This is a genomic window from Pseudomonas sp. GW821-FHT07F05, assembly GCF_059418765.1.
On sequence record NZ_JBWKQL010000003.1, the window covers coordinates 524,831 to 542,610 of the forward strand.

Here is a 17,780-nt window from a genome sequence, read left to right on the forward strand (position 1 = left end):
TCACCCTACCGTCTCGTCTGGCCATTGCGCTGTAACGTATTCTTGACGATAAACTCGGGCCAACCCGAAATCGATGCCACCCCGCGAGCCCTCCATGCGTATCAAAGTCCATTGCCAGAACCGCGTCGGTATCCTGCGCGACATCCTCGAGCTACTGGTGGCCTACGGCGTCAACGTCTCCGGCGGAGAAGTCGGCGGTGAGCATGGCGACGCCATCTATCTGCGCTGCCCAAACCTGATCAATCTGCAGTTCCAGGCGCTGGTGCCGAAATTCGAGACCGTCGCCGGGGTATTTGGCGTCAAGCGTGTGGGATTAATGCCCAGCGAGCGTCGGCACATGGAGCTCAATGCATTGCTCGGCGCACTTGAATTCCCCGTGCTCTCCATCGACATGGGCGGCTCCATCGTCGCGGCCAACCGCGCCGCCGCGCAGTTGCTGGGCGTGCGGGTCGATGAAGTGCCGGGCATTCCGCTGTCCCGTTACGCTGAGGATTTCGACCTGCCGCAACTGGTGCGCGCTAACCGCTCACGCATCAACGGTCTGCGCGTGAAGGTCAAAGGCGACATCTTCCTGGCTGACATCGCGCCCCTGCAATCCGAGCACGAAGACAGCGAAGCCATGGCCGGCGCGGTGCTGACGCTGCACCGCGCCGACCGGGTCGGCGAGCACATCTATAACGTGCGCAAGCAGGAGTTGCGGGGGTTCGACAGCATCTTCCAAAGCTCGAAAGTGATGGCGGCTGTGGTCCGGGAGGCCCGGCGCATGGCGCCGCTGGATGCGCCGTTGCTGATCGAAGGCGAAACCGGAACGGGTAAAGAGCTGCTGGCGCGGGCCTGTCATCTGGCCAGCCCTCGCGGCCAGTCCCCGATGATGGCGCTCAACTGCGCGGGGTTCTCCGAATCCATGGCCGAGACCGAGCTGTTCGGCTACGGCCCCGGCGCGTTCGAAGGTGCCCGCGCCGAAGGCAAGTTGGGGCTGCTGGAGCTGACCTCGGGCGGCACGTTGTTTCTCGACGGCGTTGCGGAAATGAGTGCGCGGTTGCAGGCGAAACTGCTGCGTTATTTGCAGGAAGGCTGCTTTCGACGGGTAGGCAGCGACGAAGAGGTTTACCTGGACGTGCGCATCATCTGCGCGACGCAGGTGGATCTTTCCGAACTTTGCGCCCGGGGTGAATTCCGCCAGGACCTCTACCACCGGCTCAACGTGCTATCGCTGCACATTCCGCCCCTGCGCGACTGCCTGGATGGGCTCGCTCCGCTGGTTGAGCACTTTCTCGATCAGGCCAGCCGACAGATCGGCTGCACTTTGCCCCGGCTGGCGCCAGCGGCAATGGAGCGCCTCAGCCAATACGATTGGCCCGGCAATGTAAGGCAACTGGAAAATGTATTGTTCCAGGCTGTTTCGCTGTGCGACGGCAAATGGGTGAAAGCCGAACATATTCGCCTGCCGGATTACGGCGTGCGCCCACCCTTGGGCGACTTCTCTCTGGAAGGCGGGCTGGAAGATATTGTCGGGCGATTCGAGAAGGCAGTACTTGAGCAACTCTATGCGGCACACCCGAGCAGCCGCTTATTAGGCAAGCGATTGGGTGTTTCCCATACAACTGTCGCCAACAAGTTGAAGCACTATGGAATAGGCCAGAGTTGATAGTGGGTGATGACTGCAGAAGTGCGCTTGCCCGCGAATCGGTAATACTGCTGGCGGATATATAAACTCATGCACCGCAATACACGGGCAAGCACGCTCCTGCAAGTAAGCGGCGCGCTCAACTGATCAACAGAGCGTGCTGATCAACCGTTGCTGCACCCGTTACCCATGACCTGATACTCAAGCACGTGGCGTTTGCCCTGCGAGTCTTCGTAAGTCATGTGCTGCGGGACGACCTGGCAGACGTTAGGCACTTCGTCCACCGAAATGACTTTCGCGATATCCAGTTTAGTGGAATAGGTGTACTCCTCGACACGCTGTTGCTGAGCGGCCACTTTTGCGCCGGATTCTTCTGCCATTGCCATGGCGCTGAAACCACAAAGAGCCATTACAACCAGTGCAGCTTTCATTACTCATTTCCTCTAAGTTGCTTCATTCACACTGCGTCGCAAGAACTGCGGTCGACAGGGTGCACAAAACCTTTTTGGGGCTCTGCGTGAAGCGAATCATGACCGGGTAGGTTTAGTTGATTGACAGTCCAGTGTGGGGGGCTGTTGTTTATCAATCATTTGCCGTGTTGGCGGAACGGATTCTATGCCCCTGTTCTGAATTCATATAGAAACCATTTTGATAAAGTCTATTGAGCGAAACGGCAACAATCGCCGTTGTCGGGTTGCGGCCAGGCGTTCGATGGGTTCTTCAGTCGTAGCCGGGACATGAAGATTTGCCTGGAATCGGGCACTGGACCTGCTTTCGGCGCTATGCTCGGAGTCGGTAAGACCATCGTCGAATGGCCTTTACAGCCATCGGCGGATACAACAGGGTCATAAAACAACAACATTTCCACCGAGGTAAGAAAGATGAGTGCGGCTTCCCTGTACCCCGTCCGCCCTGAAGTGGCAGCCAACACGCTGACTGACGAGGCGACCTACAAGGCGATGTACCAGCAGTCGGTGGTCAATCCCGATGGCTTCTGGCGCGAACAAGCCCAGCGCCTTGACTGGATCAAGCCATTCACCACCGTCAAACAGACCTCCTTCGACGACCACCGCGTCGACATCAAGTGGTTCGCCGACGGCACCCTGAACGTTTCCTACAACTGCCTCGACCGCCATCTGGCCGAGCGCGGCGATTCGATCGCGATCATCTGGGAAGGCGACGATCCTTCCGAGAGCCGCAACATTACCTATCGCGAACTGCACGAAGAAGTCTGCAAGTTCGCCAACGCGCTGCGCGGGCAGGATGTCCATCGCGGCGACGTCGTCACCATCTATATGCCGATGATCCCGGAAGCCGTGGTTGCCATGCTGGCCTGCGCGCGCATCGGTGCGATTCATTCCGTGGTGTTCGGTGGTTTCTCGCCGGAAGCACTGGCCGGTCGCATCATCGACTGCAAATCGAAAGTGGTGATCACCGCTGACGAAGGGCTGCGTGGCGGCAAGAAGACCGCGATGAAAGCCAACGTCGACCGTGCGCTGACCAACCCGGAAACGGCGAGTGTGCAGAAGGTCATCGTGTGCAAACGCACCGGTGGCGACATCGAGTGGAACCGTCATCGCGACATCTGGTACCACTCGCTGCTGGACGTGGCATCGAGCACCTGCGCACCGAAAGAAATGGGCGCCGAAGAATCGCTGTTCATCCTTTACACCTCGGGCTCCACTGGCAAACCAAAGGGCGTGTTGCACACCACCGCAGGTTATCTGCTGTACGCCGCGCTGACCCACGAACGCGTATTCGATTACCGTCCGGGCGAAGTGTACTGGTGCACCGCGGACGTCGGCTGGGTCACCGGCCACAGCTACATCGTCTACGGCCCGCTGGCCAATGGCGCGACCACGCTGTTGTTCGAAGGGGTGCCGAATTACCCGGACATCACCCGCGTGTCGAAAATCGTCGACAAGCACAAGGTCAACATCCTTTACACCGCACCGACCGCCATCCGCGCCATGATGGCCGAGGGCACCAAGGCCGTAGAGGGCGCGGACGGTTCGAGCCTGCGTTTGTTGGGTTCGGTGGGCGAGCCGATCAATCCGGAAGCCTGGAACTGGTACTACAACACGGTCGGCAAGAAGAATTGCCCGATTGTCGACACCTGGTGGCAGACCGAAACCGGCGGCATTCTGATCAGCCCGCTGCCTGGCGCCATTGCCTTGAAGCCGGGTTCGGCGACGCGTCCGTTCTTCGGCGTGATTCCGGCCCTTGTGGATAACCTGGGCAACCTCATCGAAGGCGCAGCGGAGGGCAATCTGGTGATTCTCGACTCGTGGCCGGGTCAGTCGCGCAGCCTGTATGGCGATCATGACCGTTTCGTCGACACTTACTTCAAGACCTTCCGCGGCATGTACTTCACCGGTGACGGTGCCCGTCGTGACGAAGATGGTTACTACTGGATCACCGGCCGCGTCGACGACGTGCTCAACGTGTCCGGCCACCGCATGGGCACCGCCGAGATCGAGAGCGCGATGGTGGCTCACCCGAAAGTCGCCGAGGCGGCCGTCGTGGGTGTGCCTCACGATTTGAAGGGGCAGGGCATCTACGTCTACGTCACCCTTAATGGCGGTGAGGTTCCGGACGAAGCGTTGCGTATCGAATTGCGCAACTGGGTGCGCAAGGAGATCGGTCCTATTGCTTCGCCGGATGTGATTCAGTGGGCGCCGGGTCTGCCGAAGACCCGTTCCGGCAAGATCATGCGACGCATCCTGCGCAAGATCGCCACCGGGGAGTACGACGCGCTGGGCGATATCTCGACGCTGGCCGATCCGAGTGTGGTTGCGCATCTGGTGGAGACCCACAAGACCATGACTGCGGCCTGAAAGCCTTTAACGTCAAGAGCGTCTGCCTGGGGGCAGACGTTTCGCCTTCGGCGAGTTACTTTTAAAAAGCACTAAAAGTAACCAAAAGTGCTTGCTCTCGGTTGGGCCCGACTTCGTCGGGTTCCTTCACTCCGGTCCCGCTCCGTGGGCCCGCGCCGAACGGACATCCATGTCCTGACGGCGCTCTCGCGGCATCCATGCCGCTCGGCCCACTCCTCGAGACCTCCGTTCAGCCTGCACCCAAGTCGCGTTTTGCGGTGTCTGGGCTATCGCGTAGAAGATCAACAGCAAAAGCTTCCCGGCTGAAGCCGGTCCTACAGTCGGAGCCGGTCCTACTGACTGAACGCGCTGCTGTCAGTGGGACCGGCTTTAGCCGGGAAGAGGCCAGTCCAGGCGCCAACAATTTTGCTGATCGCACCCCCTCCCTGTGGTAGCGAGCTTGCTCGCGAATGCTGTATTCCAAGCACCGGATACTCGATGGACGTACCAACCCCTTCGTGAGCAAGCTCACTCCCACAAGTCCATGGCGACTGATCCGCCCTCGATCCGCCCTCGATCCGCCCTCGATCTGCCTTTGATCTGCCTTTGATCTTCATACGCAAGAGGTTCTAACACCGCCAATCGCGACTTTGGTGCAGGCTGAACGCAGGTCTTGCGGAGTGGGTCGAGCCGCATGGATGCGGCGAGAGCGCCGTCAGGACATGGATGTCCGTTCGGCGCGGGCCCACGGAGCAAGGCCGGAGTGAAGGAACCCTGACGAAGGAAGGGCCTAACCGAGAGCAAGCACCTTTGGTTACTTGGGGTGCTTTTCCAAGTAACTCGCCGAAGGCGAAACAGTCCGCCCCCAGGCGGACGCTCTTGATCTTCACGTTTCCCAGACTCAGGATTCGGGAAATATCGATTTGTTACCGCACATCCGCCCCGGTAACCTCCCGCCCCGCTGTGGGGCGTTTCCACCCGAAAACAAAGCATTTCATCGCCCCGAATCAACCCGCTCCCACGCTGGACTTGCCGGATCATAAGGCTTTGCCAATAATGGGCGCGTTATTTGCTTCGTTGATAGGTTTGCCAACTCTGGCACTTGCATAAAGCTTTTTGGATGTCAATTGGCCTGATCGCGATTTCATGTGCTTCTGTAACTAGTTGTCGCATTGAAGAAATATCGACTTTCAGCCTGCCGCTAAAATGCCGACCACTCGCCGAAGGCTTGTCGGGTCCAGAGACCCGCCGGCACCTCGCGTCGCAATTTCTGATTCCTCCTGTTCATTGAGCGTCTCGCTCACTGCCATTTGTCGCGTTATACCGATGGAGTTCCAAGAAATGAAAAAGCTCATGCTGCTGGGTGCGCTGGCACTGACCGTATTGGCACAGCCCGTATTCGCCGATGAAAAGCCCATGAAGATCGGCATCGAAGCGGCATACCCTCCGTTTGCCTCCAAGGCGCCGGACGGCAGCATCGTCGGTTTCGACTACGACATCGGCAACGCCCTGTGCGAAGAAATGAAGGTCAAGTGCGTATGGGTCGAGCAGGAATTCGACGGCCTGATCCCGGCGCTGAAAGTGCGCAAGATCGACGCCATCCTGTCTTCGATGTCCATCACCGAAGACCGCAAGAAGTCCGTCGACTTCACCAACAAGTACTACAACACCCCGGCCCGTCTGGTCATGAAGGAGGGCACCGTCGTCAGCGACGCGCTGACCGAACTCAAGGGCAAGAACATCGGCGTGCAGCGTGGCTCGATCCACGAGCGTTTCGCCCGCGAAGTCCTGGCCCCGCTGGGTGCTGAAATCAAACCGTACAGCTCGCAGAACGAAGTCTATCTGGACATCGCCGCCGGTCGTCTCGATGGCACCGTGGCGGATGCCACCCTGCTGCAGGACGGCTTCCTGAATACCGAATCCGGCAAAGGCTACGCATTCGTCGGCCCGGCCTTCACCGACGTCAACTACTTCGGCGACGGCGTCGGCATTGCCGTGCGCAAGGGCGATAAGGCTGATCTGGACAAGCTCAACGCAGCCATCGCGGCCATTCGTGCCAACGGCAAATACAAAGCCATTCAAGACAAGTACTTCGACTTCGACATCTACGGCAAGTAACGTGGTTTGAAGCCGTCAATGGCGCAAGCAGCCGGTCACCGCACCGACTGATTGCGCCATTTTTCTATCCCGCGCTTGAGGGCCAAACAACATGTTGAAAGGTTACGGAGCCGTCATCCTCGACGGTGCATGGCTGACCTTGCAGCTCGCTCTGTGCTCCATGGCGCTGGCGATCGTGCTCGGCCTGATCGGCGTGGCATTGCGGCTGTCGCCGGTGCGCTGGCTGGCATGGCTGGGCGATCTGTATTCCACCGTGATCCGCGGCATTCCCGATCTGGTTCTGATTCTGCTGATTTTCTACGGCGGTCAGGACCTGCTCAACCGCATCGCGCCGCTGCTCGGTCACGACGACTACATCGACCTTAACCCGCTGGTGGCCGGTATCGGCACGCTGGGTTTCATCTTTGGCGCGTACCTGTCGGAAACCTTCCGTGGCGCGTTCATGGCCATCCCGAAAGGGCAGGCCGAAGCAGGCATGGCCTACGGCATGAGCAGTGGCCGGGTGTTCTTCCGCATTCTGGTGCCGCAGATGATTCGTCTGGCGATCCCCGGGTTCACCAATAACTGGCTGGTACTGACCAAGGCCACCGCGCTGATTTCCGTGGTCGGTCTGCAGGACATGATGTTCAAGGCCAAGCAGGCGGCCGATGCCACCCGCGAACCCTTCACTTTCTTCCTCGCAGTCGCGGCCATGTACCTGGTGATCACCAGCGTCTCGCTGCTGGTACTGCGCTACATCGAAAAACGTTACTCGGCCGGCGTGAGGGTGGCAGACCTATGATTTTCGATTACAACGTCGTCTGGGAAAGCCTTCCGCTGTACTTCGGCGGCCTGCTGATCACCCTCAAACTGCTCGCGCTGTCGCTGTTTTTCGGCCTGCTCGCTGCCCTGCCGCTGGGCCTGATGCGCGTGTCGAAAATCGCCTGGGTCAATCTGCTGGCGTGGAGCTACACCTACGTCATCCGCGGCACGCCGATGCTGGTGCAGTTGTTCCTCATCTACTACGGGCTGGCGCAATTTGAAGCGGTGCGTGAAAGCATCCTGTGGCCGTGGCTGTCGAGTGCGACCTTCTGCGCGTGCCTGGCTTTCGCTATCAACACCAGCGCCTACACCGCTGAAATCATCGCCGGCAGCCTGAAATCCACGCCGCCGGGCGAGATCGAAGCAGCGCGGGCAATCGGCATGTCCAAAGCCAAGATGTACCGCCGGATTTTGCTGCCATCGGCCCTGCGCCGTGCGCTGCCGCAGTACAGCAACGAAGTGATCATGATGCTGCAGACCACCAGTCTGGCCTCGATTGTCACGCTGATGGATATCACCGGTGCGGCGCGCGCGGTCAACGCGCAGTTCTACCTGCCGTTCGAGGCCTACATCACGGCGGGCGTTTTCTACCTCTGCCTGACGTTCATTCTGGTGAAACTGTTCAAGCTGGCCGAGCGCCGCTGGCTCAGTTACCTCGCCCCGAGGAAGCACTGATATGCAGCGCATCGATCACGATCTACCGTGGGGCAATCTCGGCACCCAGCGCACCCTGAGTGTGTTCCGTTTCGGTCAGGGCGAGCGCAAGGCCTACATTCAGGCCAGCCTGCACGCCGACGAGCTGCCGGGCATGCGCACCGCCTGGGAATTGAAGAAACGCCTGACCCAGCTGGAAGAACAGGGCCTGCTCAAGGGCGTCATCGAGCTGGTGCCGGTCGCCAATCCGATCGGTCTGGGCCAGTTGCTGCAGGGCAACCACCAGGGCCGTTTCGAGTACGGCAGCGGCAAGAACTTCAATCGCGATTTCACCGAGCTCAGCGAGCCGGTCGCCCAGGCGCTGGCAGGCAAGCTCGGTGACGACCCCCACGCCAACGTCAAACTGATCCGTCAGGCCATGGCCGACGTGCTCGAGCAATTGCCGCCGGCCGGCAGCGAACTGGCCGGGATGCAGCGCGTCTTGCTCAGTCATGCCTGCAACGCCGACGTGGTGCTGGACCTGCATTGCGACACCGACGCTTCGCTGCACATGTACGCCTTGCCGCAGCACTGGCCGCAGTGGCGTTCGCTGTCGGCGCATCTGGGGGTGACCGTCGCGCTGCTGGCCGAAGATTCCGGCGGCAGCTCGTTCGACGAAGCCTGTTCGCTGCCGTGGTTGCGCTTGTCCAAGCAGTTTCCGGACGCGCAGATACCGCTGGCCTGCCTGGCGACTACCCTCGAACTGGGCGGTCAGGCCAACACCGGCAAGGCCGAAGCTGAGGCCTACGCCGAAGGCATTCTGGCGTTTCTGGCCGAGCAGGGGCTGATCAGTGGCGAGTGGCCGCAACCGAGCCACGAAGCCTGCGAAGGCATGCCGTTCGAAGGCACCGAAATGATTTATGCGCCCCATCCCGGCGTGCTGACTTTCTTGCGTCCAGCGGGGGCCTGGGTCGAGCCCGGCGAGCCGCTGTTCGACGTCATCGACCCGTTGACCGATCGCGCCACCACCGTCTGTGCCGGTACCGCCGGCGTGCTGTTCGCCATCGAAAAGCTGCGTTACGCCCAGCCGGGTTTCTGGATGGCCAAAGTGGCCGGCCGCACACCGTTGCGCAGCGGCCGCCTGCTCAGCGACTGATTACTTGTGAGAACCGACATCATGAACAAACTGGAAGTCCAGGACCTGCACAAGTGCTATGGCAGTCACGAAGTGCTCAAAGGCGTTTCGCTGACCGCCAAGGCCGGCGATGTCATCAGCATCATCGGCTCCAGCGGCTCGGGTAAAAGCACCTTTCTGCGCTGCATCAACTTGCTGGAGCAGCCGAAATCCGGCCGCATTCTGCTCAACAACGAAGAGCTCAAGCTGGTCTCCAACAAGGACGGCGGCCTGAAGGCGGCTGACCCGAAACAGCTGCAGCGCATGCGTTCGCGCCTGTCGATGGTGTTTCAGCACTTCAACCTGTGGTCGCACATGACGGCGATGGAAAACATCATCGAGGCCCCGGTGCATGTATTGGGTGTGCCGAAAAAAGAAGCGCTGGAAAAGGCCGAACATTATCTGAACAAGGTCGGCGTCTATCACCGCAAGGACGCCTACCCGGGGCACATGTCAGGCGGCGAACAGCAGCGCGTGGCGATTGCCCGGGCGCTGGCAGTGGAGCCGGAAGTCATGCTGTTCGACGAACCGACGTCTGCCCTGGACCCAGAGCTGGTCGGTGATGTGCTGAAAGTCATGCAGGCGCTGGCTCAGGAAGGCCGGACCATGGTGGTGGTGACCCACGAAATGGGCTTCGCCCGTGAAGTGTCGAATCAGCTGATCTTCCTGCACAAGGGCCTGGTCGAAGAATCCGGCAATCCCCGTGAAGTGCTGGTCAATCCGAAATCCGAGCGTTTGCAGCAGTTCCTGTCAGGGAGTTTGAAGTAACCCGCCTGCCACGTGAGAGCGGTGCGTTTTGCTTCAGAACGGTTCATGCTGCGCGTCATTCAGGCCGCAGCCATTGACTGAAGGTTACAGAATCCCATCGCATGCCAGGCGTGCGACCCCTTTTAGCGACACGTTTCGGATTGCACGCCATGACTGCCCATCGAATCGGATTTCTCATCTGGCCCGGCACCAAAGCCTTGACCCTGGCGCTGGCGGAGGAAGCCCTGCGTGTTGCTCAGCGCGTTCACCCCGAAGTGGTGTACGAACTGTCGTTTCTGCAGGCCGAACCGCCGATTGATGGCAGCGGTTGGCAATTGCCGGGCGAGCCGTGGGTCGGTCGTCTGGAAGGGTTTCAGAAGCTGTTTCTGCTGGCCGACGAGCCACCGGCGCCGATGTCTTCGGCCCTCGGCGGCGCGCTCAAGCAACTGGTCCGCGCCGGTTGCGTGATTGGTGGGTTGTCGGCGGGTGTGTATCCGCTGGCGCAATTGGGCTTGCTCGACGGGTACCGTGCGGCGGTGCACTGGCGCTGGCAGGACGATTTCGCCGAGCGCTTCCCCAAGGTCATCGCCACCAGCCATTTGTTCGACTGGGATCGCGATCGCCTGACCGCCTGCGGCGGCATGTCGGTGCTGGATCTGTTGCTGGCGGTGCTGGCCCGTGACCACGGCGCCGAGCTGGCCGGCGCGGTGTCGGAAGAACTGGTGGTGGAGCGCATCCGCGAAGGCGGCGAGCGTCAACGGATTCCACTGCAGAACCGTTTGGGTTCCAGTCACCCGAAGCTGACCCAGGCGGTGCTGTTAATGGAAGCCAACATCGAAGAGCCGCTGACCACCGACGAAATCGCCCAGCACGTGTGCGTGTCGCGACGTCAGCTGGAGCGCATCTTCAAGCAGTACCTCAATCGGGTGCCGAGCCAGTATTACCTCGAACTGCGCCTGAACAAGGCGCGGCAGATGCTGATGCAGACGAGCAAATCGATCATTCAGATCGGCCTGTCCTGCGGTTTCTCTTCGGGGCCGCATTTCTCCAGCGCCTACCGTAACTTCTTCGGCGCCACCCCTCGCGAAGACCGCAATCAGCGTCGCAGCAGCAGCCCGTTCGAATTGTCATCGGTGCCCGCCGAGCGCGGTTGAAAATCCAGACGGGTCGCCCTGAAGTCAACAGTGCCCCAACCGCACGCCAGTGTTTAAACTGCGCCTTTGTGACGCAATTTGTCGCATTGCCGAAAACCCCGTAAAAAGCCGGTTTGGCGCTATAAGAAGTTGTCGCTTGGCGGCAAGGCCCGGCCCGAATCAGTCCTTACAATCCTTCCATCGCTCGCCAGTTCCAGGCAGGCGTTCCTCTTCAGGAGACTCCGATGTCCGTTGAGCAAGTACCGGTGCAACGTGCCGATTTCGACCAGGTGATGGTCCCCAACTATGCCCCGGCAGCCTTCATCCCCGTGCGCGGTCAGGGTTCTCGCGTCTGGGATCAGTCGGGTCGCGAACTGGTTGATTTCTCCGGCGGCATCGCGGTCAACGTTCTGGGCCATGCGCACCCTGCGCTGGTCGGCGCGCTCACCGAGCAGGCCAACAAGTTGTGGCATGTCTCCAACGTCTTCACCAACGAACCGGCGCTGCGTTTTGCCAAGAAGCTGGTTGACGCCACCTTCGCCGACCGCGTGTTCTTCTGTAACTCCGGCGCCGAAGCCAACGAAGCCGCTTTCAAACTGGCGCGCCGCGTGGCCCACGATCTGTACGGTCCGGACAAGTACGAAATCGTCGCGGCCCTGAACAGCTTCCACGGCCGCACCCTGTTCACCGTGAGCGTCGGCGGTCAGCCGAAATACTCCGACGGCTTCGGCCCGAAAATCACCGGCATCACCCACGTCCCCTTCAATGACCTGGACGCGCTGAAGGCCGCCGTCTCGGACAAGACCTGCGCGGTGGTGCTCGAGCCGATCCAGGGCGAGGGCGGCGTACTGCCGGCCGAACTCGAATACCTGCAAGGCGCGCGCAAATTGTGCGACGAGCACAACGCGCTGCTGGTCTTCGACGAAGTCCAGAGCGGCATGGGCCGCAGCGGTCACCTGTTTGCGTACATGCATTACGGCGTGACGCCGGACATTCTCTCCAGCGCGAAAAGCATCGGCGGCGGTTTCCCGATGGCGGCCATGCTGACCACTGAAAAACTTGCCAAGCACCTGGCTGTTGGCGTTCACGGCACCACCTACGGCGGCAACCCGCTGGCGTGCGCGGTGGGTGAGGCAGTTATCGACGTGGTCAACACCCCGGAAGTGCTGGCGGGCGTGAAGGCCAAGCATGAAATGTTCAAGGCCCGTCTGGAGAAGATCGGTCAGCAATACGGCGTGTTCAGCCAGGTGCGCGGCATGGGCCTGTTGATCGGCTGCGTATTGACCGACGCCTGGAAAGGCAAGGCAAAGGACTTCTTCAACGCCGCCGAGCAGGAAGGCGTGATGGTGCTTCAGGCCGGTCCCGACGTGGTGCGTTTCGCGCCGAGCCTGGTGGTCGAAGACGCCGACATCGAAGAAGGCCTGAACCGCTTCGAACGTGCGGTTGCCAAGCTGGCCGGGGTGTAAAGCCCTTCGCTAATGGACGCATAACCGCTGTAGGAGTGAGCTTGCTCGCGATAACGGTGTGTCAGCGAAACGCTTGGATCAGACACGCCGCATTCGCGAGCAAGGTTGAGCGCCGCTTCAGCTTTTGTTTTTTCCTGTGCCGGACAACCGGCCCGATTTTTTTCTCAAGGAGTGACACCATGCTGGTGATGCGCCCCGCGCAAATGGCGGATCTGAGCGAGGTTCAACGACTCGCGGCAGACAGCCCGATTGGTGTCACGTCCCTGCCGGATGACGCTGGACGTCTGAGTGACAAGATTGCCGCGTCCGAAGCCTCGTTCGCGGCGGAAGTCAGCTTCAATGGCGAAGAGACCTACTTCTTTGTCCTCGAAGACACCGAATCCGGTCGTCTGGTGGGCTGCTCCGGGATCGTCGCTTCGGCGGGTTATTCCGAGCCGTTCTACAGTTTTCGCAACGAAACCTTCGTCCACGCCTCCCGTGAACTGAAGATCCACAACAAGATCCACGTGCTCTCGCAGTGCCACGACCTCACCGGCAACAGCCTGCTGACCAGCTTCTACGTGCTGCCCGAGCTGGTCGGCACGCTGTGGTCGGAACTCAATTCCCGTGGCCGTCTGCTGTTCGTCGCCAGCCACCCGGAGCGCTTCGCCGATTCGGTGGTGACCGAGATCGTCGGCTACAGCGACGACCACGGCGACTCACCCTTCTGGGACGCCATCGGCCGCAACTTCTTCGACATCAACTACGCCGAAGCCGAGCGCCTGTGCGGGCTGAAAAGCCGGACCTTCCTCGCCGAGCTGATGCCCCATTACCCGATCTACGTGCCGCTGCTGCCCGATGAAGCGCAGGAAGCCATGGGCCAGGTTCATCCGCGTGCCCAGATCACCTTCGACATCCTGATGCGTGAAGGCTTCGAGACCGATCATTACATCGACATCTTCGACGGCGGGCCGACCCTGCACGCGCGGGTGTCCGGCATTCGCTCCATCGCCCAGAGCCGCGTCGTGCCGGTCAAGGTCGACACGGTCAGTACCGGTGATGCGGTCAAGGGAGGGCGGCCTTATCTGGTTTCCAACGGCCAGCTGCAGGATTACCGCGCGGTGATGCTGGAACTGGACTGGGTGCCGGGCAAGCCAGTGGCCCTGAGCCTGGCCGCGGCCGAAGCGCTGGGTGTCGGCGAAGGCGCCAGCGTGCGCATTGTCGCGGTCTGAAAGCCGGGCTCGATGGATGAGATGAGTTGACGGTGATGGGCGCTGCAGTCGCAGGCCGACGCCGTAAAGCAGGTTAGCGAGTTCGCCGGCGGTTGCAGAATCACCGGCATGAGGAGAAAGCATGATCGTTCGTCCCGTACGCAGCAGTGACCTTCCGGCGCTGATCGAGCTGGCGCGCAGCACCGGCGCAGGCCTGACCACATTGCCGGCCAATGAAGAGCGTCTGGCGCACCGGGTCGGCTGGGCCGAGAAAACCTTCCGTGGCGAGGCCGGGCGGGGCGACGCTGATTACCTGTTCGTGCTCGAAGATGACGACGAGAAAGTCGTGGGCATTTCCGCCGTCGCGGGCGCCGTGGGGTTGCGCGAGCCCTGGTACAACTACCGGGTCGGCCTGACGGTCAGCGCTTCTCAAGAGCTGAATATCTACCGGGAGATCCCGACGCTGTTCCTGGCCAACGACCTCACCGGCAACTCCGAGCTGTGCTCGTTGTTTCTCCACGCCGACTACCGCAATGGCCTCAATGGCCGGTTGCTGTCCAAGGCGCGGATGCTGTTCATCGCCGAATTCCCGGAGCTGTTCGGCACCAAGACCATCGCTGAAATGCGCGGCATCTCCGACGAACACGGCCATTCGCCGTTCTGGGAAAGCCTGGGCCGACACTTCTTCAAAATGGAATTTAGCCAGGCCGACTACCTCACCGGGGTCGGCAACCGCGCGTTCATTGCCGAGCTGATGCCGAAGTTTCCGCTGTACAGCTGCTTCCTCTCAGAAGCCGCGCGTGAGGTCATTGGCCGCGTACACGTCAGCACCGAACCGGCGCTGGCCATGCTCAAGGCCGAAGGCTTCAGCTATCAGGGTTACGTCGACATCTTCGACGCCGGCCCGGCCATCGAGTGCGAGACCAGCAAGATCCGCGCAGTCCGCGACAGCCAGGCGCTGGTGCTGGCTGTCGGCACGCCGGGCGATGACGCGACGCCATTCCTTATCCACAACCGCAAGCGCGAAGACTGCCGCGTGACCGCTGCGCCTGCGCGTCTTGCCGCCGGCACGTTGGTGGTCGATCCACAGACTGCCAAGCGCTTGCGTCTCAGCGCCGGTGATCAGGTTCGCGCTGTGCAACTGTCGCCCGCTCGGGAGAGTATTTGATGAACACTTTGTACATTGCCGGTGCCTGGCAGGACGGGCAGGGCGACGCATTCGATTCCCTGAACCCGGTGACCCAGCAGGTGATCTGGTCGGGCCAAAGCGCCACAGCTGAACAGGTTGATGCGGCGGTCAAATCGGCCCGTCAGGCTTTTCCGGCCTGGGCGACGCGCAGTCTGGACGAGCGCATTGCTGTGCTCGAAGCCTTCGCCGCTGCGCTGAAAAACCGCGCCGATGAAATCGCCCGTTGCATCGGTGAGGAAACCGGCAAGCCGCTGTGGGAATCGGCGACAGAAGTGACCAGCATGGCCAACAAGGTGGCGATTTCGATTCAGAGCTACCGCGAGCGGACCGGCGAGAAGAGCGGCCCGCTGGGCGACGCCACCGCCGTGCTGCGACACAAGCCCCACGGTGTGGTGGCGGTGTTCGGTCCTTACAACTTCCCGGGTCACCTGCCTAACGGGCACATCGTGCCAGCGTTGCTGGCGGGCAACACTGTTGTGTTCAAGCCAAGCGAGCTGACCCCCAAAGTTGCCGAACTGACCGTGCAATGCTGGATCGAAGCCGGTCTGCCGGCGGGCGTGCTCAATCTGCTGCAAGGCGCGCGGGACACCGGCATCGCACTGGCCGGCCATTCAGGGATCGACGGGTTGTTCTTCACCGGTTCCAGCCGCACCGGCAATTCCCTGCATCAACAGTTCGCCGGTCGCCCGGACAAGATTCTTGCCCTGGAAATGGGTGGCAATAATCCGCTGGTGGTCGATCAGGTCGCGGACGTCGATGCCGCGGTCTACACCGTGATTCAGTCGGCGTTTATTTCCGCCGGCCAGCGCTGCACCTGTGCCCGCCGCCTGCTGGTGCCCCAGGGTGCCTGGGGCGATGCATTCCTGGCGCGGCTGGTTGAGGTGACCTCGACCATTCAGGTCGGCGCATTCGATCAACAGCCGGCGCCGTTCATGGGCTCGGTGATTTCCCTGGCCGCTGCGCAGGCACTGATCGATGCCCAGGAAGTGATGCTGGCCAACGGCGCAGTTGCCCTGCTCGAAATGACCCAGCCTGCCGCGCAATCGGCGCTGCTGACGCCGGGCATCATCGACGTCAGCGACGTGGCGGATCGTGAGGATGAGGAACTGTTCGGCCCGCTGTTGCAGGTGATTCGCTACGCTGATTTTGACGCAGCCATCGAAGAAGCCAACGCCACGCAGTACGGGTTGGCGGCGGGGCTGTTGTCGGATTCCCAGGCGCGCTATCAGCAGTTCTGGCTGCAGAGCCGTGCAGGCATCGTCAACTGGAACAAGCAACTGACCGGCGCGGCGAGTACGGCACCGTTCGGCGGTGTCGGCGCCTCGGGCAACCATCGCGCCAGCGCCTACTATGCGGCGGATTATTGCGCGTACCCGGTGGCGTCGCTGGAGACCGAAACCCTGGCGCTGCCTGCCAGCCTGACGCCCGGCATCACCCTGAACTGACCGCGCTCCTTGATAGCGCAGCGCACGTCGAAGAATGTGCACATAAAAACAGATCCACGGAGCCTCACCGATGAAATCCTGTGAAGTCAACTTTGACGGTCTAGTGGGCCCGACCCACAACTACGGTGGGCTGTCCTACGGCAACGTCGCGTCCCAGAACAACTGCCAGCAATCCTCGAATCCGCGCGAGGCCGCTTTGCAGGGGCTGGCCAAAATGAAAGCGTTGATGGAGATGGGTTTCACCCAGGGCGTGCTGGCCCCCCAGGAACGTCCCGATGTGGCGGGTCTGCGCAAGCTGGGCTTCAGCGGCAGCGACGCACAGGTCATTGAACGCGCGGCCAAAGAGTCGATGCCGCTGCTGGCCGCCAGCTGCTCGGCGTCGAGCATGTGGGTGGCCAACGCCGCCACGGTCAGCCCGAGCGCCGATACCGCCGATGGCCGCGTGCATTTCACCGCCGCCAACCTCAACTGCAAATACCACCGCAGCATCGAGCACCCGACCACCAGCCGCGTGCTCGGCGCAATGTTCGCCGATCAGCAGCATTTCGCCCACCACGCGGCGCTGCCTGCCGTTGCCCAGTTCGGCGACGAAGGCGCGGCCAACCACACGCGCTTCTGCCGCAGCTACAGTGAGCCCGGCGTCGAGTTTTTCGTCTTCGGCCGCGCCGCGTTCGACAGCCGTTTCCCCGCGCCGCAGAAATACCCGGCCCGCCAGACCCTCGAAGCGTCCCAGGCCGTTGCGCGTCTGCATGGCCTGAGCGCCGAAGGCGTCGTCTTCGCCCAGCAGAACCCGGCCGTGATCGATCAGGGCGTGTTTCATAACGACGTGATCTCGGTGGGCAATGGCGAGGTCCTGTTCTATCACGAGGACGCATTCCTCAATACCGAGCCCATGCTCGCCAAACTGCACAACAAACTCGGTCAACGTGGCGGTCGCTTCCAGGCCATTTGCGTGCCGCGCAGTGAAGTAGCCGTGGAAGACGCGGTGCGTTCGTACCTGTTCAACAGCCAGTTGCTGTCCCGCGCCGACGGTTCGATGCTGCTCATCGTGCCGGAAGAATGCCGCAGCAACGAGCGCGTTTGGCATTACCTGCAGCGTCTGCTGGCGGACGACAGCCCGATCAGTGAGGTCAAGGTATTCGATCTCAAGCAGAGCATGCAGAACGGCGGCGGCCCGGCATGCCTGCGTCTTCGCGTGGCCCTGAATGAAACCGAACTGGCGGCGGTCAATCCAGGCGTTATCATGACCGCGCCGCTGTACGACACGCTGACGCAGTGGGTCGACAAGCACTATCGCGACCGCATGAGCGACAGTGATCTGGCCGATCCCCAACTGCTGATTGAATGCCGTACGGCGCTGGACGAGCTGACGCAGCACCTGAAACTGGGCGCGGTCTATCCTTTCCAGATCAATTGATGCACCCCATCCGTTACGCCTGCG

At 61.3% G+C, this 17,780-nt stretch carries 14 protein-coding genes; 13 read left to right on the forward strand and 1 reads right to left on the reverse strand.

Translation table 11 applies throughout. The features are described from left to right. Nucleotides 1–94 precede the first annotated feature (94 nt). A complete protein-coding gene (locus AC07RO_RS10170; protein WP_346631111.1) occupies nucleotides 95–1,648 on the forward strand; it encodes a sigma-54-dependent transcriptional regulator in 1,554 nt (517 codons plus the stop codon). 143 nt (nucleotides 1,649–1,791) lie between these two features. On the opposite strand, the gene AC07RO_RS10175 is transcribed toward AC07RO_RS10170, so the two are convergent. Then, the gene (locus AC07RO_RS10175; protein WP_133773333.1) at nucleotides 1,792–2,058 is read right to left on the reverse strand and encodes a DUF2790 domain-containing protein; all 267 of its coding nucleotides are present in this window, start codon (nucleotides 2,056–2,058) and stop codon (nucleotides 1,792–1,794) included. Between the two features lie 450 nt (nucleotides 2,059–2,508). Between AC07RO_RS10175 and acs the strand changes: the two genes are divergently transcribed. The 12 genes from acs to astB all read left to right on the forward strand — a co-directional run bounded on the left by acs (nucleotide 2,509) and on the right by astB (nucleotide 17,756). Continuing rightward, entirely contained in the window at nucleotides 2,509–4,464 is a 1,956-nt protein-coding gene (gene acs, locus AC07RO_RS10180) for an acetate--CoA ligase (protein WP_122624629.1), read from the forward strand. A gap of 1,320 nt (nucleotides 4,465–5,784) precedes the next feature. Then, a complete protein-coding gene (locus AC07RO_RS10185) occupies nucleotides 5,785–6,561 on the forward strand; it encodes an ABC transporter substrate-binding protein (protein WP_495085940.1) in 777 nt (258 codons plus the stop codon). A gap of 91 nt (nucleotides 6,562–6,652) precedes the next feature. Beyond that, nucleotides 6,653–7,342, forward strand: coding sequence for an ABC transporter permease (locus AC07RO_RS10190; RefSeq protein WP_065986205.1), 690 nt, complete (start codon nucleotides 6,653–6,655; stop codon nucleotides 7,340–7,342). After that, nucleotides 7,339–8,037 carry an ABC transporter permease gene (locus tag AC07RO_RS10195; RefSeq protein WP_133773343.1) on the forward strand — a complete coding sequence of 233 codons (699 nt, stop codon included), beginning with the start codon at nucleotides 7,339–7,341 and terminating at the stop codon, nucleotides 8,035–8,037. Before AC07RO_RS10190 ends, AC07RO_RS10195 begins: the two co-directional genes overlap by 4 nt. Before the next feature lies 1 nt (nucleotide 8,038). Next, nucleotides 8,039–9,151 carry a succinylglutamate desuccinylase/aspartoacylase family protein gene (locus AC07RO_RS10200; protein WP_495085941.1) on the forward strand — a complete coding sequence of 371 codons (1,113 nt, stop codon included), beginning with the start codon at nucleotides 8,039–8,041 and terminating at the stop codon, nucleotides 9,149–9,151. Between the two features lie 21 nt (nucleotides 9,152–9,172). Continuing rightward, on the forward strand, nucleotides 9,173–9,937 hold the full coding sequence (locus AC07RO_RS10205) for an ABC transporter ATP-binding protein (protein WP_192170999.1): 765 nt from the start codon (nucleotides 9,173–9,175) through the stop codon (nucleotides 9,935–9,937). A 149-nt stretch (nucleotides 9,938–10,086) separates the two neighbouring features. Continuing rightward, the gene (argR, locus tag AC07RO_RS10210) at nucleotides 10,087–11,070 is read left to right on the forward strand and encodes a transcriptional regulator ArgR (RefSeq protein WP_192171000.1); all 984 of its coding nucleotides are present in this window, start codon (nucleotides 10,087–10,089) and stop codon (nucleotides 11,068–11,070) included. Between the two features lie 224 nt (nucleotides 11,071–11,294). Then, complete coding sequence (locus tag AC07RO_RS10215) at nucleotides 11,295–12,515, forward strand: aspartate aminotransferase family protein (protein WP_423572673.1); 1,221 nt, start codon at nucleotides 11,295–11,297, stop codon at nucleotides 12,513–12,515. A gap of 179 nt (nucleotides 12,516–12,694) precedes the next feature. Further along, nucleotides 12,695–13,726: an arginine/ornithine succinyltransferase subunit alpha gene (aruF, locus tag AC07RO_RS10220; protein WP_192171002.1), complete on the forward strand. Its 1,032-nt coding sequence runs from the start codon at nucleotides 12,695–12,697 to the stop codon at nucleotides 13,724–13,726. A 121-nt stretch (nucleotides 13,727–13,847) separates the two neighbouring features. Then, nucleotides 13,848–14,873, forward strand: coding sequence for an arginine N-succinyltransferase (gene astA / locus AC07RO_RS10225; RefSeq protein WP_282372439.1), 1,026 nt, complete (start codon nucleotides 13,848–13,850; stop codon nucleotides 14,871–14,873). Next, nucleotides 14,870–16,339, forward strand: coding sequence for a succinylglutamate-semialdehyde dehydrogenase (gene astD / locus AC07RO_RS10230; protein ID WP_463582457.1), 1,470 nt, complete (start codon nucleotides 14,870–14,872; stop codon nucleotides 16,337–16,339). The genes astA and astD overlap by 4 nt, the downstream gene beginning before the upstream one ends. Before the next feature lie 70 nt (nucleotides 16,340–16,409). Further along, on the forward strand, nucleotides 16,410–17,756 hold the full coding sequence (astB, locus tag AC07RO_RS10235) for an N-succinylarginine dihydrolase (protein WP_495085942.1): 1,347 nt from the start codon (nucleotides 16,410–16,412) through the stop codon (nucleotides 17,754–17,756). Nucleotides 17,757–17,780: the final 24 nt, after the last annotated feature.